Genomic DNA, 22,477 nt, shown 5'->3' with positions numbered 1-22,477 from the left:
AACCACCCTATTATGTCAGTCGGCAGAAATCAACAATGTCCTTGCGGCAGTGGCAAGAAGTATAAAAAATGCTGTGGTGTCGTGACTCCCATCACGCAAATCCGCAGTGTCCGCGAACAAAACCTGCGCAAGGAAAGCGCTCAATGGATTGAGCGCCTGACCAAATTTGTCACCAGCCAAATTTCACAAGAAGTGATCATCAAAGCGCGGGAGCAGTTCGCTACACACACTGGATTGCCACTGCAGGAAGCCACTCATCCGCAATGGGCCGATCATTTTATTAACTGGTTCGTCCTCGACGTTGAGCAAAACGGCACTTCTCTCATCAAACAGTTCGTCAGCATCAACGGCAAGAAGATGGAGCGTGAGGTAAAAGAAGCGTTCCTCAATCTCCGGATGGGCCTGTACGAACTGATCAGTCACGAAGACGAGGTGTTGCGAGTAACCGACCTTGCGACCAATGAGACGCACTACATCCTGGCTTCTCCAAAAGCACGGGTGGAAAGCGGCCAAATCATCATGGGTCGTCTGTTTGGTCTTGGCAACCGCAACATGCTGTTCTCTGGAAGCGTGGTATTGCAGCCATTCATGAAAGACCAGATGATCCGTGTTGCTCAAGAGCATCCGATCAACGAAACAGCAGATATCAGCCGCCGTACCCTGGCTCTCTATGAGCATGTGATCCAGGACGGAGTACGCTACCAGCAACCGCAGCAAAAGCGGGAAGAGGGTATGATCCGTTACAATTTTGCGATGGAATCGACCGATCAGGTACGCGAACTGCTGGAGAAGCTGCCTTCTTTTGAACTGAAAAAACGCGATGCCTTTATGGATGTATGGGTATTCGCCAAGCATACCGAGCAGCATCTGTTCACCGAATTCGACAATTCCTTGCTGGAACTGCACGAGGTAGCCGGTGAGATCCTGCTTCAGGAAAAGCTCGTGATGGTCGAGGGCTATGAGCAGCAGGTGTCTGAGATTGCGGATCAACTCCAGCTGATCGGACCAATCAAGCAGCAGATTGAGCATCTCACATCAACTCGCTCCAAGCTTAGCCAAGGCACCCTGTTCATCACTAGTCAGCCGGCCCTGCCGCCACGCGTGCTGCAGTGGGCGGTACAGACCTATTTTGCAGAAAAATGGCTTCTGACCGCGCATCCAGAGTTGTCCGGACTGGCTCCAGTACTGGTAGCAGCCTCTGACAAAGCGGAAGCGCGCGAAGAACTCGCGCAACTGATCGCCAAGATCGACGCAGAGACAGCACTCGGACAAGGTCTGGCGCGTTTCATGCGTACCGACCTGATCAAGCCGCGACTGGCTCTGGACAACGATCAGGTACATATCGGCAATTTGCTCAAGCGTCCGCTTATCGAGGGTCTGCCGGAGTCCCTGTACACCGTATTGCCAGAACGCCTGGATGACATCGCGTCCTTCGTCGAAGAGATGACATCCGGCAAATCCGAGTCCACTGTGAAAAAATACGATGAGACGATGAACCTGTTCCGCTCCTTCGTACGCAGTGCATTCGGCCCAAGCTTCACGTGGGAAGCAATTCGTCCGCAGGAGCTTGCTTACTTCCTGAGCCATGATGTCCTGCAACGTGTCGATGCCCCTTCCAAGACGCTGGCAACCAACCTGTTGTCCGTCCTGACCGCTTTCTTCAAGTGGCTGGACAAGCGTCACGGCCTCACCATGATGGCCAACCTGCAAGGCTTCCTCGCAGGTATCAAGGAAGAGCTGCCAGAAGCATACCGCATCCGCGGTGTCCTGGTAAAAGAAGCAAGTGCCAACCTGAAAAACGAAGCGATCGCCCCAGAAGAAGTGAGCGGAGAGACCCTCATCGTCTTGGAAAAGCAAGCTGACGGCTATCAGGTGGTGGGCAATGGCGACGAGCTGTTCACCCTCAAGCTGGAGGAAAAAGCAGACCTCAATCTGCAGCCAGGCTGGCTCATCTCCGGTGTCAGCGGTAAAGCGAAAGACGGCCAATGGCGTCTCTATGGTACGCCTGAGCTGTATCCGCCGACCGTTGCTGAATTGCTGGGTGTTGAGGTTAACGTACCGGTTTAATTCAGCGAAACAAGCGTTAATAGGAAGCTGTCATAGGATGGCAGAGAAAGAGGTGTCCCGTATGTGGGGCACCTTTTTTATTCTGATCGCGGTGATGCAACGGCTAGGGGATGTAACACGTATACCATATAGGAAGCAGGAGGGAGGAGACGGTCATGGGGAGTTTAGCAGGAGCGGCGTTAGAACTGATTCGAATCGTGATCATTGCGATCCTTGGATTATCTATCCTATTTGGGATCGAGCAGGCGTTGATGGGGGAAGTGCTGGAAGGCGTCCGTTTTTGGCTGGCGCTTGCGGGGAATCTGATATTGATTTTCCTTTTCTACCGCAATGTCTGGCAGTTCAGTGGCTGGTACCGTGGAGCAGGCAGGCAAAAGCTCCCGGGAAGCGTTACGAAGGGGCTGGCCGTTTCTTCGGCTGTACTGCTCCTGCTTGTCTGGATAATCTAAAACCACTGCACGTATACGCTTGGGCCAATGGTGTGGAATACAATACAAAGAAGGAACACTTCTCTGAGATCGGATCGGCCAGAGAGGTGTTCCTTTTCGTATGCTGTAGGCAAAAAGCCGCAAGCGTTTGTATGGGTGTATGATGCTTGGCTCCATTACAATTTGGTGCTGGCAGCCTGCAGCTCCTGTTCCTGCTCATCTGCCCATTTCCGCAATTGGGAATCCTTTGGCAGAGTGAAGCCTAACAGACCGATCAGCGGCATCAGGGAGCAGAGCACCATGACGAAAAAGAGACCTTGTACGTCCGCGATACTTCCCAGAACAGATGCCCCGACTCCGCCCATCCCAAAGGAGAAGCCGACGATCAGACCCGAGATCATCCCAATCCGTCCAGGCATAAGCTCCTGTCCGTAGACCACAGCCGCCGAGAAGCTGGAGAACATGACCAGCCCGCCGATGAAGAGTAGCGGATAGGCCCAGAAGCCGTGTACATACGGAATCAGGAGAATAAACGGCAATGCTCCCAAGGTAGAGCCGATCAGCAGATTGCGATGCCCGAACCTATCTGACAGCGCACCGCCGAAAAACGTCCCGACAGCACCAGACAGCAGGAAGAGGAAGGTGTAGACCTGTGCCTCTTCGGTTTTCACCCCGAGGTCATTGATCAGATGAAGCGGATAAAAAATTTGGATGCCGGAGTACAGCCATGACCGGACACTGATGATGGTGACGAGCAGGAGAAGCGCGATATAGCGCTTTTTCTTATAATTAAGCGGAATGGTGACAGATGTCTTCTTGGCGCTCTTCTGTCTGCCTGTATACCAGACGGCAATATAGATCAGCACTGTCACAGCCAAAGCTGCCGGAATCGTGAACCACATCGCCCCCGGTTGTCCGAATGGAACGAAAAACCAAATCGCCATCAGCGGAGCGAGCGCGGAGCCTGCATTCCCGCCGACTTGGAAGATCGATTGACTCAGGCCCCGGCGATCACCTGCCGCCATGTAGACGACCCGCGATGCTTCTGGGTGAAAGACAGCAGACCCAAGACCAAGCAGGGCCACCGACAGCAGCACCCATTCATACTGGTCTGACAGCGCGATCCCGACCATCCCAAGTCCAGACAGGGTAGCGGCTATCGGCAACAGCCACGGACGCGGGTTACGGTCGGCCATGTAGCCAATCACTGGCTGAAACACGGAGGCAACCATGTTCATAACAAACGAGATCATTCCCACCTGTGTATAGGTGAGCAGCAGGCTCTTCTGCAGGGTCGGCATCAAGGCCGGGATGACGGCCTGCAGCGTATCATTGAGCAGATGGACAAGACTGACAGCGAACAGTACACGGTAAATCGTAGGATTCGTACGAGGACTGGTACTTGCGATGGTACTGGTAGACACTTTGATTTCATCTCCGTTTTTTTATTCAATTACATGTAATGTACCTACTTTACCACTTAAATAGATTGATAATCTATTTATTTTAGAGATGAACAAATTTTTCAACATATTGAACGAAGATGAATCTCAGGTCAACCGCTGAACGGATTCAAGAAAGTTGTGTTTAAAAAGGCGTATTACACCACGGCTTCTCCTCAGCCGCAAACAACCGATTGACCCACTCCACATAACGCTCATCCGAAATCGTCGCCATCCCATACCGCACCAGCTGACGGAACGGGACAACCCCCATGATCATGGACGAAAACTCGGCGATATCCATTCCGATCTCCACGTCGTATTCTCCCGTGTCAGTGACCACACGAGCATAGCCGTCTGTAAAATGAACGATCGTACTGCCGTCATTTTCCGGCAAAAAGCTGTCGCGGATGGTCAGCTTCAGTTTTAATGTGGATTCAGCAGGGGAGGTCATGGCCGGAGTGTCTCCCAGTGGCTGCGAATTGTTGAAGCTTTGCCCACATCCCAAGCCATTCCCTCCAAATCGGTGCCCGCTAAGCTCACCAAACAGCTTTTTCGTATCAATCACCCGATACATCAAGCCGACACCCTGCACATTGGATTCCACCGTCACGAATTGGTACATGTCTTCGGTATCATTTCGCGGGTTTTTCAGCAGATGGTGGAACGACTCATCCTGCGTCTGGTAGATGATCCGCTGCACCTGATCCGCCTGGCTGCGCAGAAAAGCAAGCAAAGCTCGCAGTGCTTGCGATGTCTCGTAGATCATCTCTTTTACATGAAGGTGGTTGGTGAACGGATTCACTGGACTGCCTGAGCGGAACGCCATGATCAGGTAGCCGCGGAGCTTGCCGTCCGGGCGGTAGCCGACGTAGATATGTTCTGGATTCTCTGCCGTAGCACTCAGGTCAAAATCAGATTTGGCAATCATCCCGTGAGTCCGTTGCGCCACACGGTCATAACAGTCGCGGAGCTCGCCGATCTGTTCCGGGGTGAGGTAGGTCAGATGTGTCTTCTCCCCGTCAGGCAGGTCGCTTGGACGGATGCTGTAATGGTTGGACTTAGTTCCGTAGCCAAAGCCCATCTGCTTGTAAAAATCATGCCGGAACGGGTAGAGCAGGGCAAGGCAGGCACCTTTTTCCTTATAATGATGCAAAAATCCAGAGACGAGCTCATACGCCACTTTTTCTTTTTTGTGCAAAAGATCAACCGCTACCGTGCCAAGTCCGCCTGCCTTCACCATTGTACCGAAAACGTTTACGGTAAAATCCAATAGCCGCATCCCGCCCAGCATCTGGCCGTCGCGGGATAGCTTGTAGTAGCCGGAGATGTCGTCTTCGTGATGGATTCTGAGCATGCGGGTCTGTAATTTGGCCCGTCCTTCAGGTGTGGTGTATTGCATACCGGGATAGGCATTTGCTACGATGGAGGAGTACATAAGGACATCCTGCTCGTTCATCAACGTGATCTTGCTCATCAGTGTAACCCCCTAGTTTTTGGTAGTAAAAATATTTTAATCGACAGAAAATGATTTTACAATAATCATTGGAATGTTGTGACAAATCATACACCCGATGGGAGGATATGTCCATGACGAATACCAAACAAGGAAACTGGCTTGTCATCGGGGGAGCCAATGTGGATATAAAGGCAGAGCCCTCGTCACCCCTTGTGTATCATACGAGCAATCCAGGGGTTGTCCGACTGACCGCAGGCGGTGTCGGACGCAATGTAGCAGAGAATTTGGCGCGTCTTGGTGAAGAAGTGACGCTTTGCGCGCTGGTGGGGGAAGATACAGATGGAGAGTGGCTGCGCCAGATGACTGGACAGAGCGGGGTCAGCACCGTCGGGATGCTGCGTGTTCCCGGACAGCGGACTGGCCGCTATATTGCCACCCATGATGAGGCGGGGGAGATGGTCGTCGCGGTCGCTGATATGGCGATCAATCTGACGTGGACAGACGAGCAGCTCGCTTTTGTCACGTCCCTGATCAAGCCTGGGACCGATGGCTTGTTCATCGACACGAACCTGCCACGGCATGCGGTAGAGACGATCATCCGCACGGCAGTGGAAAAAGGCTGCCCTGTCATCGTCGACCCTGTATCCGTGAAAAAAGCAGAGGTTGTCCAAGGACTACTCGACGGGATCACGCTGATTGCTCCGGGCAGGGAAGAGGCAGCCGGACTGACAGGCCTGACCGTACAGGAACCGGCAGAGGTGGAACGAGCCGCACATGCTCTGCGTGAACAGGGGGTCGCGTGTGTGATGATCACCTGCGGATCACAGGGGGTCTATGTTGAAAATCATGCACAGCGATGCTGGTTGCCCGCCCCAAGCACAACCATCCGTGATGTGACCGGAGCAGGTGATGCCTTTACCGCCGGAGTCATGTACGGTATGATACATTTCGAATCCCTGATCGAACAGACGGCCTGCGGACTCAGCATGGCAGGACTCGCGCTGTCGAGCGAGCACTCCACTGCTGCTACCGTAGACCGTGCTCAACTACATACCGCCAAGGAGGCTTACCTACGTGAACATTCAGATTAAAGCAGACATCCAAGAAGCCCTTGCCCAAGGCAAAGCCGTCATCGCATTGGAATCCACCATTATTTCCCACGGCATGCCGTACCCAAAAAACGTCGAGACCGCACTCGAAGTAGAGCAGATCATCCGTGATGCCGGTGCCGTCCCTGCTACCATCGCGATCATGGACGGCGTGATCAAGATCGGCTTGAGCCATGATGAGATCGAGCAGCTTGCACAAGCTTCTGATGTGCTCAAAGCAAGCCGCCGCGACCTTCCATATATCATGGCGCAGAAGAAAACAGGTGCGACAACCGTAGCCGGAACCATGATTTGCGCGGCCATGGCTGGTATCCGTGTCTTCGTCACAGGCGGAATCGGTGGCGTGCACCGTGGTGCAGAAAAAACAATGGACATCTCCGCAGACCTGACCGAACTGGCGAAAACCAATGTCGCCGTCGTCTGCGCCGGAGCCAAATCCATCCTCGACCTCGGCCTCACCCTCGAATATCTCGAAACCCAAGGTGTACCCGTGCTTGGCTACCAGACCGACCGCTTCCCTGCCTTCTACACCCGCGACAGCGGCTTTGCTGTCAACTATCAGGTGAACAGTGCTGAGGAGATGGCAGAGATTCTGCATTCCAAAGCACAGCTGGGACTCGAAGGTGGTACCGTCATCGCCAATCCGATCCCAGAGGAACATGCCCTGCCGGCAGACGAGATCGAAGCAGCCATTCAGCAGGCACTCAAGGAAGCAGACGAGAACGGCATCGCAGGCAAAGCCGTCACTCCGTTCCTGTTGTCCAAGCTCGGCGAGATCACCGCAGGCAAGAGCCTTGCGTCCAACATCGAACTGGTGAAAAACAATGCCCGTGTCGGTGCTGCCATCGCTATCGAGTTAGCCAAACTCGGCAAATAAGGAAGCAACATCCTATTGATCTTGCCGCATGAGAGGCTTGTCTGTGCCACACACTACACTCATCCTGACTGAATAAAGGAGGAGTGCAGTATGGCTAAGCAAATCAAAGGAAAAGCAGACAAGTACAGCATCCAACATGGTGGCGACGCCCATCATTCCGGGCAGAATGCGAAGCAGCAAAACGTGAGTGAGCCTGTTCAAGGCTTCAGCCAAGCCCCACAGGGCAAACAATAGCAGATTGATATCAGGAAGAACCCGGTTCATTTATGCGCCGGGTTCTTTTTCATGCCATATTTTTTTATACAAAAGAGTTTTCGGATATGCTACAATTGTGGTTGTAGTTTTTTTAACAGGAAAGAAACAAACATTTTGTCGATTACGTCTAACCGATATAGCATTACATATGCTAGTCTTAATAAAATTCAGCCAACAAGGAGAATGATCATATATGCAAGAATCGGTTGCGAAACGCCGCACCGCTTCACCTGCCAAGAAGGCGAAAGCACCCGCGAAACGCCGTAAGTTCCGCCGGATTCTTTTTTTCATGTTTATGTTCCTGCTGATTGCCGGAGGAGCCTATGCCTATAATATTTACACTGCTGTTGATAAAGGCATCCAGAATGCCAATGACCCTTATGCAGAAGGTACACAGACGACCATCGACCCTTCCTATAACTCTGACAAGCCATTGTCTGTTGTGATACTGGGACGAGATACCCGCAAAGAGACGGGATCGCTCAATACGGACGTTATGATCGTTGCGGTCATCGATCCGAAAACAAAACAAATCACCATGCTCTCCCTGCCGCGTGACACACGGGTGAAAATCCCTGGCTATCGCGGTTACCATAAGATCAATGCTGTCTTTGCCAATGGCGAGATGGAGCGACGTCAAGCCAATGCGTCAGGCCAGACCGCAACCGAAAACGGTATTACTTTGACCAAAAAGACGCTTCAGGATATCCTCGGTATTCCGATCGAGCACTATATCGAGGTAGATTTCAACGGATTTAAAGCCGTAGTAGACCAATTGGGCGGTGTCGAGGTTAATGTCGACCGACGCCTCGTCTACGATGACCCGACCGATGATACACATATTGACCTGCAGCCGGGTGTCCAGGAACTCAACGGGGAACAGGCCCTTGGCTATGTCCGTCACCGTCATGACAACCGCGGTGTGAAATACTTCTCCAATGACTTTGACCGCAACCGTCGTCAACAGGAAGTCATCCGCGCCGTTCTGTCCAAGATGACGACGCCGGAAGGACTGCTGAATCTGCCGAAAGTCATCGAAGTGGGCAGCGAATACATTCACACCGACTTCTCTCCTGAGCAGATCAAGGGTCTTGCTTACGATTTCAAAGGTCTGGATATGTCCAACGTGACCACCCTCGAAAACGGTGGTTACTGGAACGCCGCGACCAGCTATACCATGCTGCCGAGTGAAAAACGCGACGAAATCCGCTCTGCGCTGCAAACGGCGATGCAAGTGGACAGCAGTCAGGTAGCTGATCTGAACGATTCACCTTTTGCCGGTTCTTCTTATGAGGAGGCTGCGTCAACATCCTCGTCCTCAAGCAAACGTTCTACCAAGAAAAAGACGGTAGAACAGACACCTAAGGAGCAGCCAGCAGAGACAGTGGAGAACCCGCAACCGGAAGAGACGTTGCCACCAGAGCAGGATACCAACACGCAACCGACCGAGCCGACTCCGGCTGAACCGCCAGTATCACCGACGACTCCGTCCGAACCACAGACGGATCCTAACAATGGAGGTACGACTCCACCGCCGGATATCGTCAATGAACCACCGGCAGAACAGGACCCATCCACAACTCCACCACCGGATATTGTGCAGCCGTCCGACCCGAACGCAACGATTACTACACCAGCCACATAATTTGTCCATATGAATCAACCAAAATAAAACGGTCAGCCCTCTGTTAAGTAGAGGTGCTGACCGTTTTGTTATTTTCCTGTAAAATTTTTGGCTTGTCCGATGCAAAGAAGGGGTTACCAAAAAACAAAAACATGATAAAATAAAAGTACTACGAATAAAACTAAAATTTCTGAAAATTTTTATATCTCTAGTCATAAACATATGCCGTTTTGCTTAAGGAAAGGGGAGGGTAACATGACAATTTTTTTGGTGAATGCGGGTTTGGTGCTGTTGTTTCTGTATGTGATTAGCCGCCATCACGAAGAAGAAGTGGTGTACGATGATGATTATTTCCTCCAGAATCCTTTAGCAATGGAAGAATTTCAGCAGATGCCGCTCGAATTCCAAAATGCGTTTTTCCGCAAACACAAAGAATGGATCAAACAAAAATACATGGATGGCGAAAGCTATATTCTCGGCTACTGCCCTAATAAAGATGTGCGCCGTGTGTGGTTGTCGGAATTCTTGAGCCGGAAAAATCTGGGACGGGAGTTTACGTAAAAAATTCGTCTAGCCTCGGGAGAGAGGAGCAGGGTTCAAGCTGCTTCACCTCATTGAAGCCCCGAAGGTGGTCAAGACTGTCCGCTGCGAAAAAGCCAAGAGTGGGAACGGGTCAAAAAGTTTCGAGGAAGCTTATGCAAACGAAGGGTTTGCCCCTAAGTGGACTCGAAGAAGCCAGGCCCACTCTTGGCTTTTTCTCCGCTGGGAGGGGCTTCAAAAAGGTTTGCAGCCTGAACCCTGCTCCTCTACGGCACTGCTCATTTTTTAAAACGGGAGAGGAATGGAAAAGGTTGCGGGTATTTCCTACCATCATATAACCAGTTGTCACCGTTATGAAACCAACCTCTATTGCGCTTCACCACCCATGACATTATGATGGGAGTAGCAAATATTGGTTCGTTGTAGGAGGAATGAGACGATGATGGATGTGTTGGTGTCCAAATTGGACGAGAAGCTGTCCCAGCATGGGATGATCACCAGTCTGTTGGCGAAGACGGAGACAGATGTGTTTCATGGGGAAGAGCATCATGAGGTGGAGATGTACTTTGCCGAGTCAGAAGAGGCGTGGGACAAGCCTGTCGCGACGATTCACCTGTTTCCGCTGGAGGATACGGCGTGTGAGGTAGAGGTGGAGATTGAATACCCACAGGAAGAAGGCCGCTACGAAGACGCTCAGGCGCTCTGGGCAAAGGCACGCGAGCTTGTAGCGGAAGCCAGCCTGACCGAAAAACGCCGCTACATCGAGGTGGGCGAGCTGGTCGAAGCATCGATTGTGCTGGATTATCATTTTGTGGTGCAGATTCCGCGTACAGAAGAAGAGGACCAGCAGACGGATGAGATGCTCTCTAAGTTCGCCGCTGACTTGGGACAGCTGGTCAGACTATAAATCGGTTTGGATTGTAAATAATCAGTCGGACTGCCGCCGTATTTTCGTTATCATATCAGCTACATAAAAAAACGCGAACCGTTCTCGCACAGGTATCAGGTAATGACACCGTGAGTAGTTTGGTTCGCGTTTTCCCGTTAGTATGTACGTGTTATCCTACTTCTCGCTGTTGCCCTTCACGACTACACCTGTCTTTTCCTCATATACCTTGAACAGTGCAGCCATGTCTTCTTTCGGATAATTCTCCTTTGTAATGCGGTACATCTCTTCGGCTACCTTGTGCACCGGCATATCGATTTCATAGGCTTGGGCTAGTTCGCCGGCGATCTTCATATCTTTATAGAGAAGCTCGTTGCTGAAGCGGGCGGCAAAATCGCGCTGGTGCACGAGCGGGACGATCCGGTGGAGCATCTTGGAGTCGCCTGTGCTTGCGGCGAGAACCTGCTGCATCAGATCGGTGTCGACGCCTGCTTTGGTGGCGAGACAGAAGACCTCGGCCAGTGCAGCGGTGTTGACGCCGATCACGTAGTTGTTCATCAGCTTGACGATGCTGCCATTGCCAATCTCGCCGATGTGGAACAGGGATTTGCCCATCGCTTCAAAAACAGGCAGAGCACGTGCATAGTCATCGGCCCCACCGCCGCACATGATGGCGAGCGTCGCTGCTTCTGCGCCCATCGGACCACCGCTGATCGGTGCATCCATGTAAGAGCCGCCTTTTGCCTGGATGGCTTCATAGCAGCGTTTGTTGAGGAGCGGGGATACGGTGCTGTGGTCGATCACGAGCTTGCCGGTGAGATCTGCTGACAGGATACCATGTTCGCCGAAATAGACATCCTCGATGCTGGCAGGGAGCGGCAGACAGGTGAGCAGGATATCGACTTGCTCAGCCAGATCTTGTGGATGAAGTGCTTCGGTCGCGCCAAGTGAGATGGCGGTGTCGATTGGGCCGCGGCTGCGGGAGACGACGCGGACGGAGAAGCCGGCTTTCAACAGGTTTTTGACCATTGGCAGACCCATCGTGCCAAGGCCGATAAAACCAATACGTTCCATAGGAATCCCTCTTTTCCAAAAATGATATCCCTAGTTTACTCCCAGCCCTCTGGGGGGACAAGTGAAAAGTGTTTTTGTAATCGCTTACCGTATGATAAAATAAAAGATAAGGAACTGAATGAATATTCATTCAAAAGAAAAGGGTGTGGGAATATGCTGTTTAACGTTTTTCAACCGATTACGCTGGCGAAGATGACCTTGCCAAACCGGATTATGATGGGTTCGATGCACGTTGGGCTGGAGGAGCTGGATCGTGGGGAAGAGCGGCTGGCTGCTTTTTATGCGGAGCGTGCCCGTGGGGGAGCAGGTCTGATCGTGACAGGCGGGGCCGCTGTGGCGCCAGAGGGTGGCGGCGGTCATTATATGATGAATATTAACAAGGACGAGGAGATCGGGCGTCATCAGGTGGTGACCGATGCTGTCCATCAGGCAGGTGGACGGATTGCGCTGCAGCTGTTCCACGCCGGGCGCTATGCGTACAAGGAGCATACAGGTCTTGACCCGGTCGCGCCTTCACCGCTGCAGGCACCGATCAACCGCAGCGTGCCGCGTGAGCTGAGTCCGGCTGAGGTGGAGCAGACGATCCAGGCTTTTGCCGATGGAGCAGTACGAGCCAAAAAAGCCGGTTATGACGCAGTCGAAATCATGGGTTCGGAGGGCTACCTGATCAACCAGTTCCTCTCGCCTGTGACCAACATCCGCGAAGACGAGTGGGGCGGTGATTTTGAGCGCCGCGCACGTTTTGGCACAGAGATCGCCCGTCGTGTGAGAGAAGCGGTGGGGCAGGATTATCCAGTGATTTTCCGCATGTCCGGACTTGATCTGATCCCGAACAGCACCACGCCGGAAGAGACCGTCCGTTTTGCCAAAATGGTAGAGCCTTACGCTGACGCACTCAATATCGGGATCGGCTGGCACGAGTCCAAAGTACCGACCATCTCGATGATGGTTCCACGCGGTGCTTACGTCTGGGTGGCGGCGCAGATCAAGCAGGCCGTATCGGTACCCGTCATCGCAAGCAACCGGATCAATGATGTCCGTCTCGCCGAAAAATTCCTCGGCGAAGGTCAATGTGACATCGTCTCAATGGCCCGTCCGTTCCTCGCCGACGCCGAGATCGTCCACAAAAGCCAGGAAGGCCGCTTCGACGAGGTCAACACCTGTATCGCATGCAACCAAGCGTGTCTTGACCATGTCTTCGACGGCAAACCGGCTTCGTGTCTGGTCAACCCACTGGCAGGCCGCGAGCTTGATCTGGCAATCACACCTGCCGAGGTGCGTAAACGTGTCGCAGTGGTCGGAGCAGGTGCTGCTGGTCTGGAGACAGCGCGTGTACTGGCACTTCGCGGGCATGAGGTGACTCTTTTTGAAAAAGGCAAATGGATCGGCGGTCAACTCAACTACGCGCGCAGTGTACCGGGCAAAAGCGAGTTCAACGAAACACTTCGCTACTATGAAGTGCAATTGAACAAACTGGGCGTCGAGACGCGTCTTGGTACACAGATAGATGCGAATACGCTGATCAACGAAGGCTTTGAGGAAGTGGTCGTGGCGACAGGTGTCACACCGCGGATGCCTGATCTGCCTGGCGTTGATCTTCCGCATGTCGTCTCTTATTCTGACGTGTTCGAAGGCCGTGCAGCCGTAGGCAGACGCGTCGTGATCATCGGTGCGGGCGGCATCGCATGTGACATGTCCCACCTGTTGCTCCACAATGGCGTGGTCAGCGCAGAGGCTGGGCAATATCTCGCCGCCTTCGGGATTCTGGAGCCAAAAATGATTCACCGCATGCAGCACACAGGCCGCAAAATCACCATGCTGCGCCGTGGCAATCATGTCGGTACAGGTCTTGGCAAGACGACTCGCTGGGCCACGATCGCTCTGTTAAAAAGCCAAGGGGTCGAGATGATTACCGAAATCGATTATCAAGCAATCACTCCTGAGGGCGTGGTCATCATCGAAAAAGGGGAAGAGAAGACGATCCCGGCAGATACTGTGATCATCGCGGCGGGGGCTACGCCAAACAACCAGCTCTATGAAGCACTGGCAGGACGTCTCCCCGTTCACCTGATCGGTGGGGCAAAAGAAGCGGGAGAGCTGGATGCCAAACGTGCGATTTATGAAGGAACACTGGTGGCCCGTCAGATTTAAGGGTGTATAATAGGGGTAAAATTCATCTGGTGTAACGGATGAACAAAGGAGCTTACATCGTGAAAACTTGGAACATCGCGATTACGGGCTTTGGCAATGTGGGCTGGCATGTTGCAGATCTGCTGGCCCAACGCCAAGCCTATTACCTCGATACCTACCAAGCTGACGTGCGCCTGATCGCCGCCAGCAACTCCAAGGGCGGCATTTACCAGGCTGACGGTCTGCCTTGGCAGGAACTGACCCCGCTCACCAGAGCAAACGGCGGGGTGAGTGCCTCCCCGAATTTTTCGGCTGAACATACAGGTGTCAGCTTCTTGCAAAAGAGCGGTGCAGACGTGTTGATTGAAGCGGGACCGACTGATTTTGAGACTGGTGGGGCGGGCTATGGTTATATCAAAGCTGCCCTGTCCCAAGGCATGCATGCGGTCTCCATCTCCAAGGGGGCGCTGGTCTACGATTACCACGGTCTGGCTGCTCTGGCCAAGTCCAAGCGTGCCATGCTCAAAATCAGCGGAGCTACCGCTGCGGCACTCCCTACCATTGATCTGGTGACATATAATGCTGCTGGGTGCACGGTTGGGGAGATGACTGGTATTTTTACAGGGACGACGAACTTCATCTTGACCCGCATGATGGAGGATGGAGTGACCTACGAGACTGCTCTTGCGGAAGCGCAGAGCCGTGGCATCGCCGAGCCTGACCCGAGCTTTGATGTGGAGGGCTGGGATACCGCCTGCAAAGTGACGATTCTTGCCAATGCTGCTTTTGGAGCCGATGTGAAACTGACTGATATCAAGCGGGAGGGAATTTCGGGTGTGACCCCGCAGGATATCGCGAAGTGGAAGCAGGATCATGTTGTACCGAAGCTGGTCGGCCAGATTCGCCGCACAGAAGCTGGAGTGCAGGCAGAGGTGGGGCTGAGGCTGTTTTCGGTGGAGCATCCGTTTACACAGGTGAAGGGATCTACCAAGGCGATCCAGATCACTACAGATGTGATGGGTGAGCTCCTGGTGATTGGCGGTAAGTCTGATCCTCGGGCGGCTGCGGCAGCTGCTTTGAAAGATTTTGAACATATCTTGGGGAGGTTTTCGTAGGGGATTTTGTTTGCGGGCGGGGGAGTGTGGGGAGCGGAGTATCTGTTTTCCAGTCGCCTTTCCCCCCTCGATGAGGGGGCCGGTCTCCTTACAAACAGATACTCCACTCCCCACACTCTGTGCTTGAAACAGCTTCTCCCCTGCGAAATTAGGGGAGAGGGGGAAGAGAAAAGAAGCTGACCCGTGCATGTTTGAGCCGGATCAGCTTTTTTGTATTTGTTTACCAATCAATGATTTGGAGTTCAAAATCATTTGCATTTGCAGTTCAATCTTTTTCGATTCTTTTACCACTACGGTTGGCTGGAGAGGCGGCGGCTGGCAAGGAGCGTGCCTTTTTGGACTTCCTCCCAGCGTAGAAAGAAGCGAGGGCGTATGAGGCTTCTTCGAATCCTCTGAGGGGCAAACCTCTTCGTACGATTAAGCTTCCTCGAACCCTTTTTGACCCGGTCTCAGCCCTCGCTTCTTTCGAAGCGGACAGTCAGACCCCCTAGCGGCAGTCCAATTAGGCAAGCAACTTGCCAGCCGCCGCCTCTCCACCGCCCCAAACTACATACTCCCACAGTTGTGAACTTTTTTTGAAAATTGTATTGTCAGCAAAAGAGTTTGACGATATAATGAACTTATCATTCACAATTTCGCCATAATTACAACATGATTGATCAAAATTCCGATGAGGTGAACCCTAATGGCAACAATCGCAGCTGTGCTTCTCATTTCTAACGTGGTAATCGGAACTTTTTGCTACAAATACTACAGCAATCGGATTCCAGAAGGCACTTTGCCAGCTCAAGACTAAGCTCAAGACTATAAAGATAAATTACCATTGAATAATCAGAAAATAATGAAACCTGCCGGGGACATCCCTAGCAGGTTTTTTATTTGATGCGGTGAGATATTGGATGATCATAGAGTAATAAGACCGGGTTACCAAGCGGTGATTACTTTATTTTTACCAGTTGTTTTCGCGGCGATCTCGGCATCGTCTGCCAGCCGGATGAGCTCGTCAATGGTATCAGCATGGCATTTTTCAAGAGAGGAGACACCTACGCTGACGGTGACCTTGTACGGACGGCCGTGAGAGAACTCTTCCTCGATGGTCTGGCGCAGCTCTTCGGCGAGGCGGACCGCGGAGAAGCCGTCTGTTTTGGGCAGGATGAGCAGGAATTCCTCCCCGCCATAGCGCCCGGGGATATCGTTTTTCCGCAGGATCGTCCGGACGATATCGGAGAGCTCACGGATCACTTTATCCCCTTCCTGATGGCCGAACTCATTGACCAGTCGGAAGTTGTCGATGTCGAGCATGATCAGTGAGAGATCGAGGCCGTAGCGTTTGGACAGCTCCAGCTCCTGTTGCAGCCTGTCGAGGAAATAACGGCGCTGATAGAATCCGGTCAGGTTGTCAATCATCATCTCCATATACAGGAGCGCATTGGCGATATGCGGCTTGATGAAGGAGAGGAAGTGTTCCATGTGCTGCAGCTTGGTCGGTTCCAGATCCTGCACATGCACATCCATCGTGATCGACTGCTGTCCCTGCTGGTAGAGCGGGAAGGTGTAGTTCACTTCATTTTTATTGCGGCTCTGGTAGCGCAGCAGCTCATGGTTGTCGATGTGACCAGAGGAGGAGAAGTAGACTTTTTCCTTGCGGTAGAACAGCTCATAGTTGATCAGCACATGGGTGACAGGGAAATATTCGAACAGGGCGTGGGTCAGGCGCTGGAAGGTAGTATCCAGATCAAGGGTCTCTGTCACCAGCTCACTCATCTGAATGATGATCAACAGATCGAGGGATTGATGCAGCAGCTGCTCACGTTCGGCCACCAGCTGGCGGACCGGTTCGTGTGCAAGCAACGGAGATTCATCGTCGATCATGGTCGGCTTCACCACATGGTTGAGATCGTGGGTCAGCTGTCTCATCCAGTTCTCTTTTTCGATCATCTGATAGCCGTTGATCGCGCGGCGCAGGAAGAGCAGGCTGCGCTGGGAATCGCCTTTTTTCATCGCCCAGTAAGCAGAGAGGCGGAAGTAGTCCGGCCAGAATACATCATAGCCGTACTGCTTGAGATAAAGCTCAAACTGCTCCAGCCAATACCCCGTCTCGGGCGCTTCCATCTGCAGCAGCAGCTCGATCATCTCGCGGTACGACCAGCCGGATTGCAGGCGGAAGCCGGAGGAGATGATGCTTTCTTGGAACTGGTGGCATGCTTTTTCATAATCGCCTTCCTCAATCGCATAGAGCGCTCCGACGAACAGGGAGGAGGCATTCTCTTCTTTCCAGGTCGGTGGAGGCGGCAGCTGCTTGTGGCGGCGGAAGGCAGAGTAGCGGATGTGCATCTCCCATTGATACAGGGTGGAGGTGGTCAACCCGCTAGCCAACACGATTTCTTCCAGCTTGTAGTAAGAGTCCCAATCCTCCCACTCGATCGCGTAGAGCAACTGGTGCATGTAGAATTGCTCCGAGAGATCGGTACGCTTGATCTCGCCGACATGTGGGAAGCGTTCCAGATGATAGCGGTAGCTCGGCAGGTCTCCTTGGAACAGACCGATCTCCATTCCGTTGAGGTGGCTGACCTGCTCCTTGGTCTTGAATCCGTAACGGCGGGAGGTTTCCAGACAGCGCTGGTTGTATTTATGGCTGATCCGGTTGTTATTGTTAAAAATATACGAGTTGTACAGCTCCAGCAGGAGGTCATAGTGCGGCGATTTTTCCAGCACGGATTCCAGCTTGGCTAACAGGACCGTCGCCCACTCATCACGCTCGTGGAAGTAGGTGAACAAAAGAATCGCGTAACACATCGTAAACTCGGCAAAGACCCTGGTAGAGAACATCTGCCGCTTCGGGTAAAACTCGTGGATATAGAAGTGATGAACCTTCTCAGCGCCTTCCCGTTGCAGTGGGATGAAGAAGTCTACATAAGAGAGCAGGAACCCGGCTCTGATCTTATCGTTGATATCATTGGCCGGATCGGTCACAAAATCGAGCAGCTCCTGACGCACATTGGGGAGATTTAGCCTGTTGCGGAACAACAGGATCTGCATCCAGCGGAACCGGTCTGCTTCTTTATGGGTGCGGTCATAGAGATGAAAGGCCAGATTTTCCGCTTCCGAGTAGAGGTTCAGACGCATATAGATCTGATACAGCAACCGATCCCATGAGAGAATCTGCAGGCGGGCGAGCTTGTGCTGCAGCTGTCTGATATTTTCCAGAATCGCTTTGCGCTGGTCAAGTGACAGCATGGTGCGGAGCTGGCGGTAGTATTTGATTAGGAAAAAGTATTCCAGACGGTCATCCCCAGCCATCCGCGCCAGTTCGATCAATGGCGGATAGGAGTTGGAAATATATTTTTGCTGGAGGGGCAGTGCTTTGCGATAGTAGATCTGCTGCTCGCTGCCAGGCAGATCGTGGAGCACCTGTGTCGCTACATCGCGGGTGACGAACACACTGTCCTCGTATAAGACCTCCATCAGACCCAGCTTTGAGAAGCGGGAGAGAAGGGTGCTCAATTCATTGACATCCAGATTGTTGGTGATATAGAGCGTCTTGGCACGGATCGGCATCGGCAGACAGGCGAAGACACGAAGCATCTCCAGCTCGAACTCGGACAATTGGGCGATCCGCTTGTCAAAGCATTTTTGCGGAGACAAGGCTTCCATGTCCAAATGGAAGGATTCAGCCTTCCTCCAGCCTTGGCGGGTCAGATAGATATCACCGTTCTCAATCAAATCTTCCAAAATCGCGCTGCAATGGCGGTGCTCCAGCTCGTGCTCCATCATCCACGTGGTCAGCTGATTGACCAGTGCTCCCTCAGCCCGTCCCAGCTGGGAGATGATCAAGCGACGATAGACATCCTGCCCCACACCGCCGATCTCGATTGGGGTGATGTTGAGCTCTGGAATCAGCTTAGGCGGCAGGCACCCGCTGAACACGGCATGCAGACCAGGGATCTGGGAGCCGTACGTTTCCCAGAACAAGAGAAAGACCCGCTGAGAATCCTCGTCAAAATTCTCACAGCCCTCGAAGTAATAGTAGAAGCTCTGCAGCTGGAACATCGGCAGAATTTCCCGGAAAAAGACGACCAACCAGTCGGTCAGAGAGCGGACGATCTCAGGGCCTTCATGATGCTGCTTGAGCAGCACGTCGAACTTGCGGGAAAGAGAGCGAAGCTTGTTGACCGAATCAGGCAGATAGACCATGGCTGTCGTGATCGTTCTGTGAATCAGTTCGCGAAGCGTGGCGAATGGCAGATTCCGGCACATGATCGTGAAGAAAAAGTGGTGCTCCAACACCTCATTAAAGTGCTGGCTGATGACCTGATAGCGGGTGGATTCATCCTCGCAGACCAGCCCGATCAGACGGTGCTCATGCGAACGCAAAAAAGAGCGAAGCGCATCCTGATTGTCACGGGAGATTGGTGGGTCCATCGGGTGCAGCCATTTGGCAGAGGTATTGACCAGCTCAGGGCGCAGAGGGATTGGTTCGTGAATCATCGCTCGCAGGCTGTCGGCCACCTCTTCAATGAACAGGAAGCTCTCCGGCGAATGGGCTAATTTTTCACACAGGTCACGAATGGCATCTGGCAGATTGGCATTGACCTCGCCAGGTTTATGGGGAAGTGAGTTGGTAAAGGTATATTGGATCAGCAGTCCAACTGCGTAAAAATCGGAAATGCGGGACATATCGTGGGTACGGGTGAAGCGAGAGAAGTGGATGAACGGATAATCGTCCAACAGAAAATTGACGAAGGGCAGGCCTGAGGGGTATGGTTGTAGGTCGATGATGATCTCTAAGGTGTCGGGGTGAAAATAAATCAGCTCAGGCAATAGGAAGCCCATATAAAAATCATGTATATGTAGATGAGTCAGTGCCTCACAAACTCCGATCAGCAGGCGTGTCTTGGCGGAGTCGTCAAGAGGATAACCCGAGAGTTCGACAAAAGGCGTAAATCCGCTGGGCAGGGGGGGCAGGTCGATGTGAAGCTCGTCCTCTATTTTATGCCAGCTTATCGGCCGGCGAAAATAAGCTTCATGGGCGGCCCTACTCCACTTGTTCAACCGTTCTTCAATCAGGGTGTAGGTGAAGTACTTCCAGACCTTTTTTTGAAAGAGCATAGTCGAAGCGTGGCGGCTATGCGTCAAGATCATACACCGTGAGGAGGAATCGGATGAGACTGTATAAGCCAAATCCATGACGTCACTCCGTTCCGTGAATAGAATAATTAACTTTATTTTACTTGAAATTATTCTGTCAGAAAAGCCTCACCATTAGATAACATCAGACAAAGGTTGTCTAGTTATGAGATATTTTGTCGAAAGCCTTTCTTTTGCCTGAGTTTCGTTGCACAATAGCTATGTAACATTTTCTACGGAAGTGAAGGTGGCCTGGAGATGAGCGACAACAAAATCATGTTAGGAAAGCGTCAGATTCTATTCTGTCGAGAACAAAAGATCGTTGTAGAAGGCTGGAACTTTCATGTCCCTGCAGGATATAACATTATTGCAGGCGGCGAATCTCAGCAAACAGACGGCGACACCTTGATCAGTTTGTACCACGACTCAGAAAAAGTGGCACAGCTCAGCCTCAAAAGACACAAACAAGATAATTTAACGATTCAAGCAATTGCAAGTGATGTTATTCTAGAGATTGCAGCTCCAAGCCGAACTATCACTTTAATTGAAAAAAATTAAAGCACCCGAACCTGGGGTGCTTTTTGTCTAGTCGCTTTACTTCCAAGGAGGATCAGACGCATATGAACCAATTGACGATCGGAGATTTTCGTTTAACCTGGCTGCGCGGAGGTTTGACGCAGCTTGACGGAGGCGCTATGTTTGGAGTGGTTCCAAAGCCGCTCTGGAGCAAGCGTTATCCAAGCAATGACCTCAACCAAATTCCTTTACGTGCGGACCCGATCCTCGTGCAGGCACACGGCAAAAACCTGTTGATCGAAGCAGGAATCGGAAAAAACCGCTTAACAGACAAGCAGAAGCGTAACTATGGACTGGTGGAAGAGTCTCAGGTTGTCGAATCATTGGCGGAGCTTGGTCTCACTCCACAAGATATCGACATCGTCATGATGACCCACATGCATTACGACCATTGCAACGGTCTTGTGTCGAAAGAAGGGTATGAGCTGGTCTCTACCTTCCCGAATGCGACCATCTATGTACAAGAAATCGAATGGAATGAGATGCGCAATCCAAATATCCGCTCCCGCAATACATATTGGGAAGAGAACTGGCGCAGTGTCCATTCCCAGGTTCAGACATATACTGATTCTATCACTGTTCTCCCCGGTATCGAGATGTTCCACACTGGCGGCCACAGCGAAGGGCACGCGATTATACGGATGGAATCCAACGGGGAATCTGCCTTGCACCTGGCTGACATCATGGCCACCCATGCACACCAGAATCCGCTGTGGGTGATGGCTTATGATGATTACCCGATGACCGCGATCTATGCCAAGCAAAAATGGATTCCCAAAGGGGTTCAGGACGGCTCCTGGTTTACCTTCTACCATGATGCAGTCTACCGTGCCGTGAAGTGGAACGAACAGGGTGAGATGGTGGAGAACATTGAGATTCAGAGCTAATCCCGGTGGTGAAACAATCAACATGGCTCGACCGTACAGGAAATGGGGTTGGTCTGACCTCATCTTGCTGACCGTGGCATGGGTGCCTATTATCGCTGCCATTTTGTTGTACACGAAGCTGCCTGATCCCATTGCCATTCAGATTGGGTGGGATAACGAGCCGAACAATTACCAGAGCAAGATCGTTTTTTTGATCGTGTATGGCTTGATTGTGCTTGGCATCCCGATTTTGCTAAAAGCGTTTCGGCATATTGATTTTAAGACAGAGAGCAGGCTTAGCATTGGACATATCACCGAGTTCATCCGTTTTATCATGACCATCTTTGCCAGTGCGACACTGGGCTTTATTCTGATGATCAACATGGGTGAACAGGTGGGTGTGTATGTGTATGTGATGCTTGGTTTGGGTACGGTGTGTCTGTTGCTGGGGAATTTTATGGTCAACATTCCGTTTGGCACCTCGTTTGGCTGGCGGACGCCATGGATGCTGCAGGACGCAGACAACTGGCATCGCACGTACGCGTTCACAGGCCCGCTGTGGATGCTCACAGGTGTGATGGTGCTCATCGGGGCATTCGTGCCACCGCTGTGGGCCGCTTGGCTGACTGGCGGGATGGTCGTGCTGACCGTCGGCGTCTCCACCAGCTATTCGTATTGGCTGCACCGCAAAAAAACGCACATACCCAAAACACAGGCACATGGATAAAGAGAAACCCCCGCTTCCGCAGGTTTGAAGTGCACCCCTTAAAGTAGTCATTGGAAAAACCCCCTGGTTTAACCGATGAACTTTAGGGGGTGCATTTTTTATGGCAGTAAAAGGACAGAAGTTTCAAAGCTATCCAGAATCGATTAAACGTGAAGCCATACGGCTGCATGTCGAT

Annotated in this window: 17 protein-coding genes; 13 read left to right on the top strand and 4 right to left on the bottom strand. The window is 52.1% G+C overall.

The genetic code is table 11. The annotated features are described in order from the left end of the window. Nucleotides 1-12 precede the first annotated feature (12 nt). Both FGI41_RS15470 and FGI41_RS15465 read left to right on the top strand, forming a co-directional pair. On the top strand, nt 13-2,067 hold the full coding sequence (locus FGI41_RS15470; RefSeq protein WP_139491269.1) for a YecA family protein: 2,055 nt from the start codon (nt 13-15) through the stop codon (nt 2,065-2,067). 155 nt (nt 2,068-2,222) lie between these two features. Further along, nucleotides 2,223-2,516 carry a hypothetical protein gene (locus FGI41_RS15465; protein WP_139491268.1) on the top strand — a complete coding sequence of 98 codons (294 nt, stop codon included), beginning with the start codon at nt 2,223-2,225 and terminating at the stop codon, nt 2,514-2,516. A 155-nt stretch (nt 2,517-2,671) separates the two neighbouring features. Here FGI41_RS15465 and FGI41_RS15460 read toward each other — a convergent pair whose 3' ends face one another. Together FGI41_RS15460 and FGI41_RS15455 are read right to left on the bottom strand one after the other, a co-directional pair. Next, nucleotides 2,672-3,919, bottom strand: coding sequence for an MFS transporter (locus tag FGI41_RS15460; protein ID WP_255298484.1), 1,248 nt, complete (start codon nt 3,917-3,919; stop codon nt 2,672-2,674). Between the two features lie 163 nt (nt 3,920-4,082). Continuing rightward, a complete protein-coding gene (locus FGI41_RS15455; protein ID WP_139491267.1) occupies nt 4,083-5,414 on the bottom strand; it encodes a GNAT family N-acetyltransferase in 1,332 nt (443 codons plus the stop codon). Between the two features lie 113 nt (nt 5,415-5,527). Here FGI41_RS15455 and FGI41_RS15450 point away from each other — a divergent pair, with 113 nt between their 5' ends. From FGI41_RS15450 to FGI41_RS15430, 6 genes are all read left to right on the top strand, one after another. After that, complete coding sequence (locus FGI41_RS15450; RefSeq protein ID WP_176560291.1) at nt 5,528-6,487, top strand: carbohydrate kinase family protein; 960 nt, start codon at nt 5,528-5,530, stop codon at nt 6,485-6,487. Then, nucleotides 6,471-7,382, top strand: coding sequence for a pseudouridine-5'-phosphate glycosidase (locus FGI41_RS15445; protein WP_139491265.1), 912 nt, complete (start codon nt 6,471-6,473; stop codon nt 7,380-7,382). Before FGI41_RS15450 ends, FGI41_RS15445 begins: the two co-directional genes overlap by 17 nt. 90 nt (nt 7,383-7,472) lie before the next feature. After that, nucleotides 7,473-7,616, top strand: a complete 144-nt coding sequence (locus FGI41_RS25010; RefSeq protein WP_176560290.1) for a hypothetical protein — start codon at nt 7,473-7,475, stop codon at nt 7,614-7,616. A gap of 214 nt (nt 7,617-7,830) precedes the next feature. Beyond that, nucleotides 7,831-9,282: an LCP family protein gene (locus FGI41_RS15440; protein WP_139491264.1), complete on the top strand. Its 1,452-nt coding sequence runs from the start codon at nt 7,831-7,833 to the stop codon at nt 9,280-9,282. Between the two features lie 234 nt (nt 9,283-9,516). After that, on the top strand, nt 9,517-9,822 hold the full coding sequence (locus tag FGI41_RS15435) for a hypothetical protein (protein ID WP_139491263.1): 306 nt from the start codon (nt 9,517-9,519) through the stop codon (nt 9,820-9,822). Nucleotides 9,823-10,240: 418 nt separating this feature from the next. Next, the gene (locus tag FGI41_RS15430; RefSeq protein ID WP_139491262.1) at nt 10,241-10,708 is read left to right on the top strand and encodes a hypothetical protein; all 468 of its coding nucleotides are present in this window, start codon (nt 10,241-10,243) and stop codon (nt 10,706-10,708) included. Between the two features lie 156 nt (nt 10,709-10,864). Here FGI41_RS15430 and FGI41_RS15425 read toward each other — a convergent pair whose 3' ends face one another. Then, nucleotides 10,865-11,761, bottom strand: a complete 897-nt coding sequence (locus tag FGI41_RS15425; RefSeq protein WP_139491261.1) for an NAD(P)-dependent oxidoreductase — start codon at nt 11,759-11,761, stop codon at nt 10,865-10,867. Nucleotides 11,762-11,914: 153 nt separating this feature from the next. Here FGI41_RS15425 and FGI41_RS15420 point away from each other — a divergent pair, with 153 nt between their 5' ends. Next, nucleotides 11,915-13,912 (top strand): NADPH-dependent 2,4-dienoyl-CoA reductase, encoded by a 1,998-nt coding sequence (locus FGI41_RS15420; RefSeq protein WP_139491260.1) that lies wholly within the window; start codon nt 11,915-11,917, stop codon nt 13,910-13,912. A 59-nt stretch (nt 13,913-13,971) separates the two neighbouring features. Next, on the top strand, nt 13,972-15,006 hold the full coding sequence (locus tag FGI41_RS15415; RefSeq protein WP_139491259.1) for a homoserine dehydrogenase: 1,035 nt from the start codon (nt 13,972-13,974) through the stop codon (nt 15,004-15,006). 924 nt (nt 15,007-15,930) lie between these two features. Here the strand turns inward: FGI41_RS15415 and FGI41_RS15410 are convergent. After that, nucleotides 15,931-20,148 carry a GGDEF domain-containing protein gene (locus FGI41_RS15410; protein WP_176560289.1) on the bottom strand — a complete coding sequence of 1,406 codons (4,218 nt, stop codon included), beginning with the start codon at nt 20,146-20,148 and terminating at the stop codon, nt 15,931-15,933. A gap of 243 nt (nt 20,149-20,391) precedes the next feature. Here FGI41_RS15410 and FGI41_RS15405 point away from each other — a divergent pair, with 243 nt between their 5' ends. From FGI41_RS15405 to FGI41_RS15395, 3 genes are all read left to right on the top strand, one after another. After that, entirely contained in the window at nt 20,392-20,691 is a 300-nt protein-coding gene (locus FGI41_RS15405) for a hypothetical protein (RefSeq protein WP_139491257.1), read from the top strand. Between the two features lie 62 nt (nt 20,692-20,753). Further along, the gene (locus FGI41_RS15400) at nt 20,754-21,596 is read left to right on the top strand and encodes a YtnP family quorum-quenching lactonase (protein WP_139491256.1); all 843 of its coding nucleotides are present in this window, start codon (nt 20,754-20,756) and stop codon (nt 21,594-21,596) included. A 22-nt stretch (nt 21,597-21,618) separates the two neighbouring features. Further along, nucleotides 21,619-22,302 carry an SdpI family protein gene (locus tag FGI41_RS15395; RefSeq protein WP_139491255.1) on the top strand — a complete coding sequence of 228 codons (684 nt, stop codon included), beginning with the start codon at nt 21,619-21,621 and terminating at the stop codon, nt 22,300-22,302. The last annotated feature ends 175 nt before the right edge of the window (nt 22,303-22,477 follow it).

This window comes from Brevibacillus dissolubilis, from assembly GCF_006170445.1.
Classification (GTDB): Bacteria; Bacillota; Bacilli; order Brevibacillales; family Brevibacillaceae; genus Brevibacillus_B; species Brevibacillus_B dissolubilis.
The sequence above is the reverse complement of the archived record's forward strand: the minus strand, read 5'-3'. Positions and strand labels throughout refer to the sequence as shown.

Excerpts from the sequence above, each read along its gene's own strand:
- FGI41_RS15470 (WP_139491269.1), top strand. The coding sequence starts at position 13 with ATGTCAGTCGGCAGAAATCAACAATGTCCTTGCGGCAGTGGCAAGAAG.
- FGI41_RS15465 (WP_139491268.1), top strand. The coding sequence starts at position 2,223 with ATGGGGAGTTTAGCAGGAGCGGCGTTAGAACTGATTCGAATCGTGATC.
- FGI41_RS15455 (WP_139491267.1), bottom strand. The coding sequence starts at position 5,414 with ATGAGCAAGATCACGTTGATGAACGAGCAGGATGTCCTTATGTACTCC.
- FGI41_RS15450 (WP_176560291.1), top strand. The coding sequence starts at position 5,528 with ATGACGAATACCAAACAAGGAAACTGGCTTGTCATCGGGGGAGCCAAT.
- FGI41_RS25010 (WP_176560290.1), top strand. The coding sequence starts at position 7,473 with ATGGCTAAGCAAATCAAAGGAAAAGCAGACAAGTACAGCATCCAACAT.
- FGI41_RS15440 (WP_139491264.1), top strand. The coding sequence starts at position 7,831 with ATGCAAGAATCGGTTGCGAAACGCCGCACCGCTTCACCTGCCAAGAAG.
- FGI41_RS15435 (WP_139491263.1), top strand. The coding sequence starts at position 9,517 with ATGACAATTTTTTTGGTGAATGCGGGTTTGGTGCTGTTGTTTCTGTAT.
- FGI41_RS15430 (WP_139491262.1), top strand. The coding sequence starts at position 10,241 with ATGATGGATGTGTTGGTGTCCAAATTGGACGAGAAGCTGTCCCAGCAT.
- FGI41_RS15425 (WP_139491261.1), bottom strand. The coding sequence starts at position 11,761 with ATGGAACGTATTGGTTTTATCGGCCTTGGCACGATGGGTCTGCCAATG.
- FGI41_RS15420 (WP_139491260.1), top strand. The coding sequence starts at position 11,915 with ATGCTGTTTAACGTTTTTCAACCGATTACGCTGGCGAAGATGACCTTG.
- FGI41_RS15410 (WP_176560289.1), bottom strand. The coding sequence starts at position 20,148 with ATGATCTTGACGCATAGCCGCCACGCTTCGACTATGCTCTTTCAAAAA.
- FGI41_RS15405 (WP_139491257.1), top strand. The coding sequence starts at position 20,392 with ATGAGCGACAACAAAATCATGTTAGGAAAGCGTCAGATTCTATTCTGT.
- FGI41_RS15400 (WP_139491256.1), top strand. The coding sequence starts at position 20,754 with ATGAACCAATTGACGATCGGAGATTTTCGTTTAACCTGGCTGCGCGGA.
- FGI41_RS15395 (WP_139491255.1), top strand. The coding sequence starts at position 21,619 with ATGGCTCGACCGTACAGGAAATGGGGTTGGTCTGACCTCATCTTGCTG.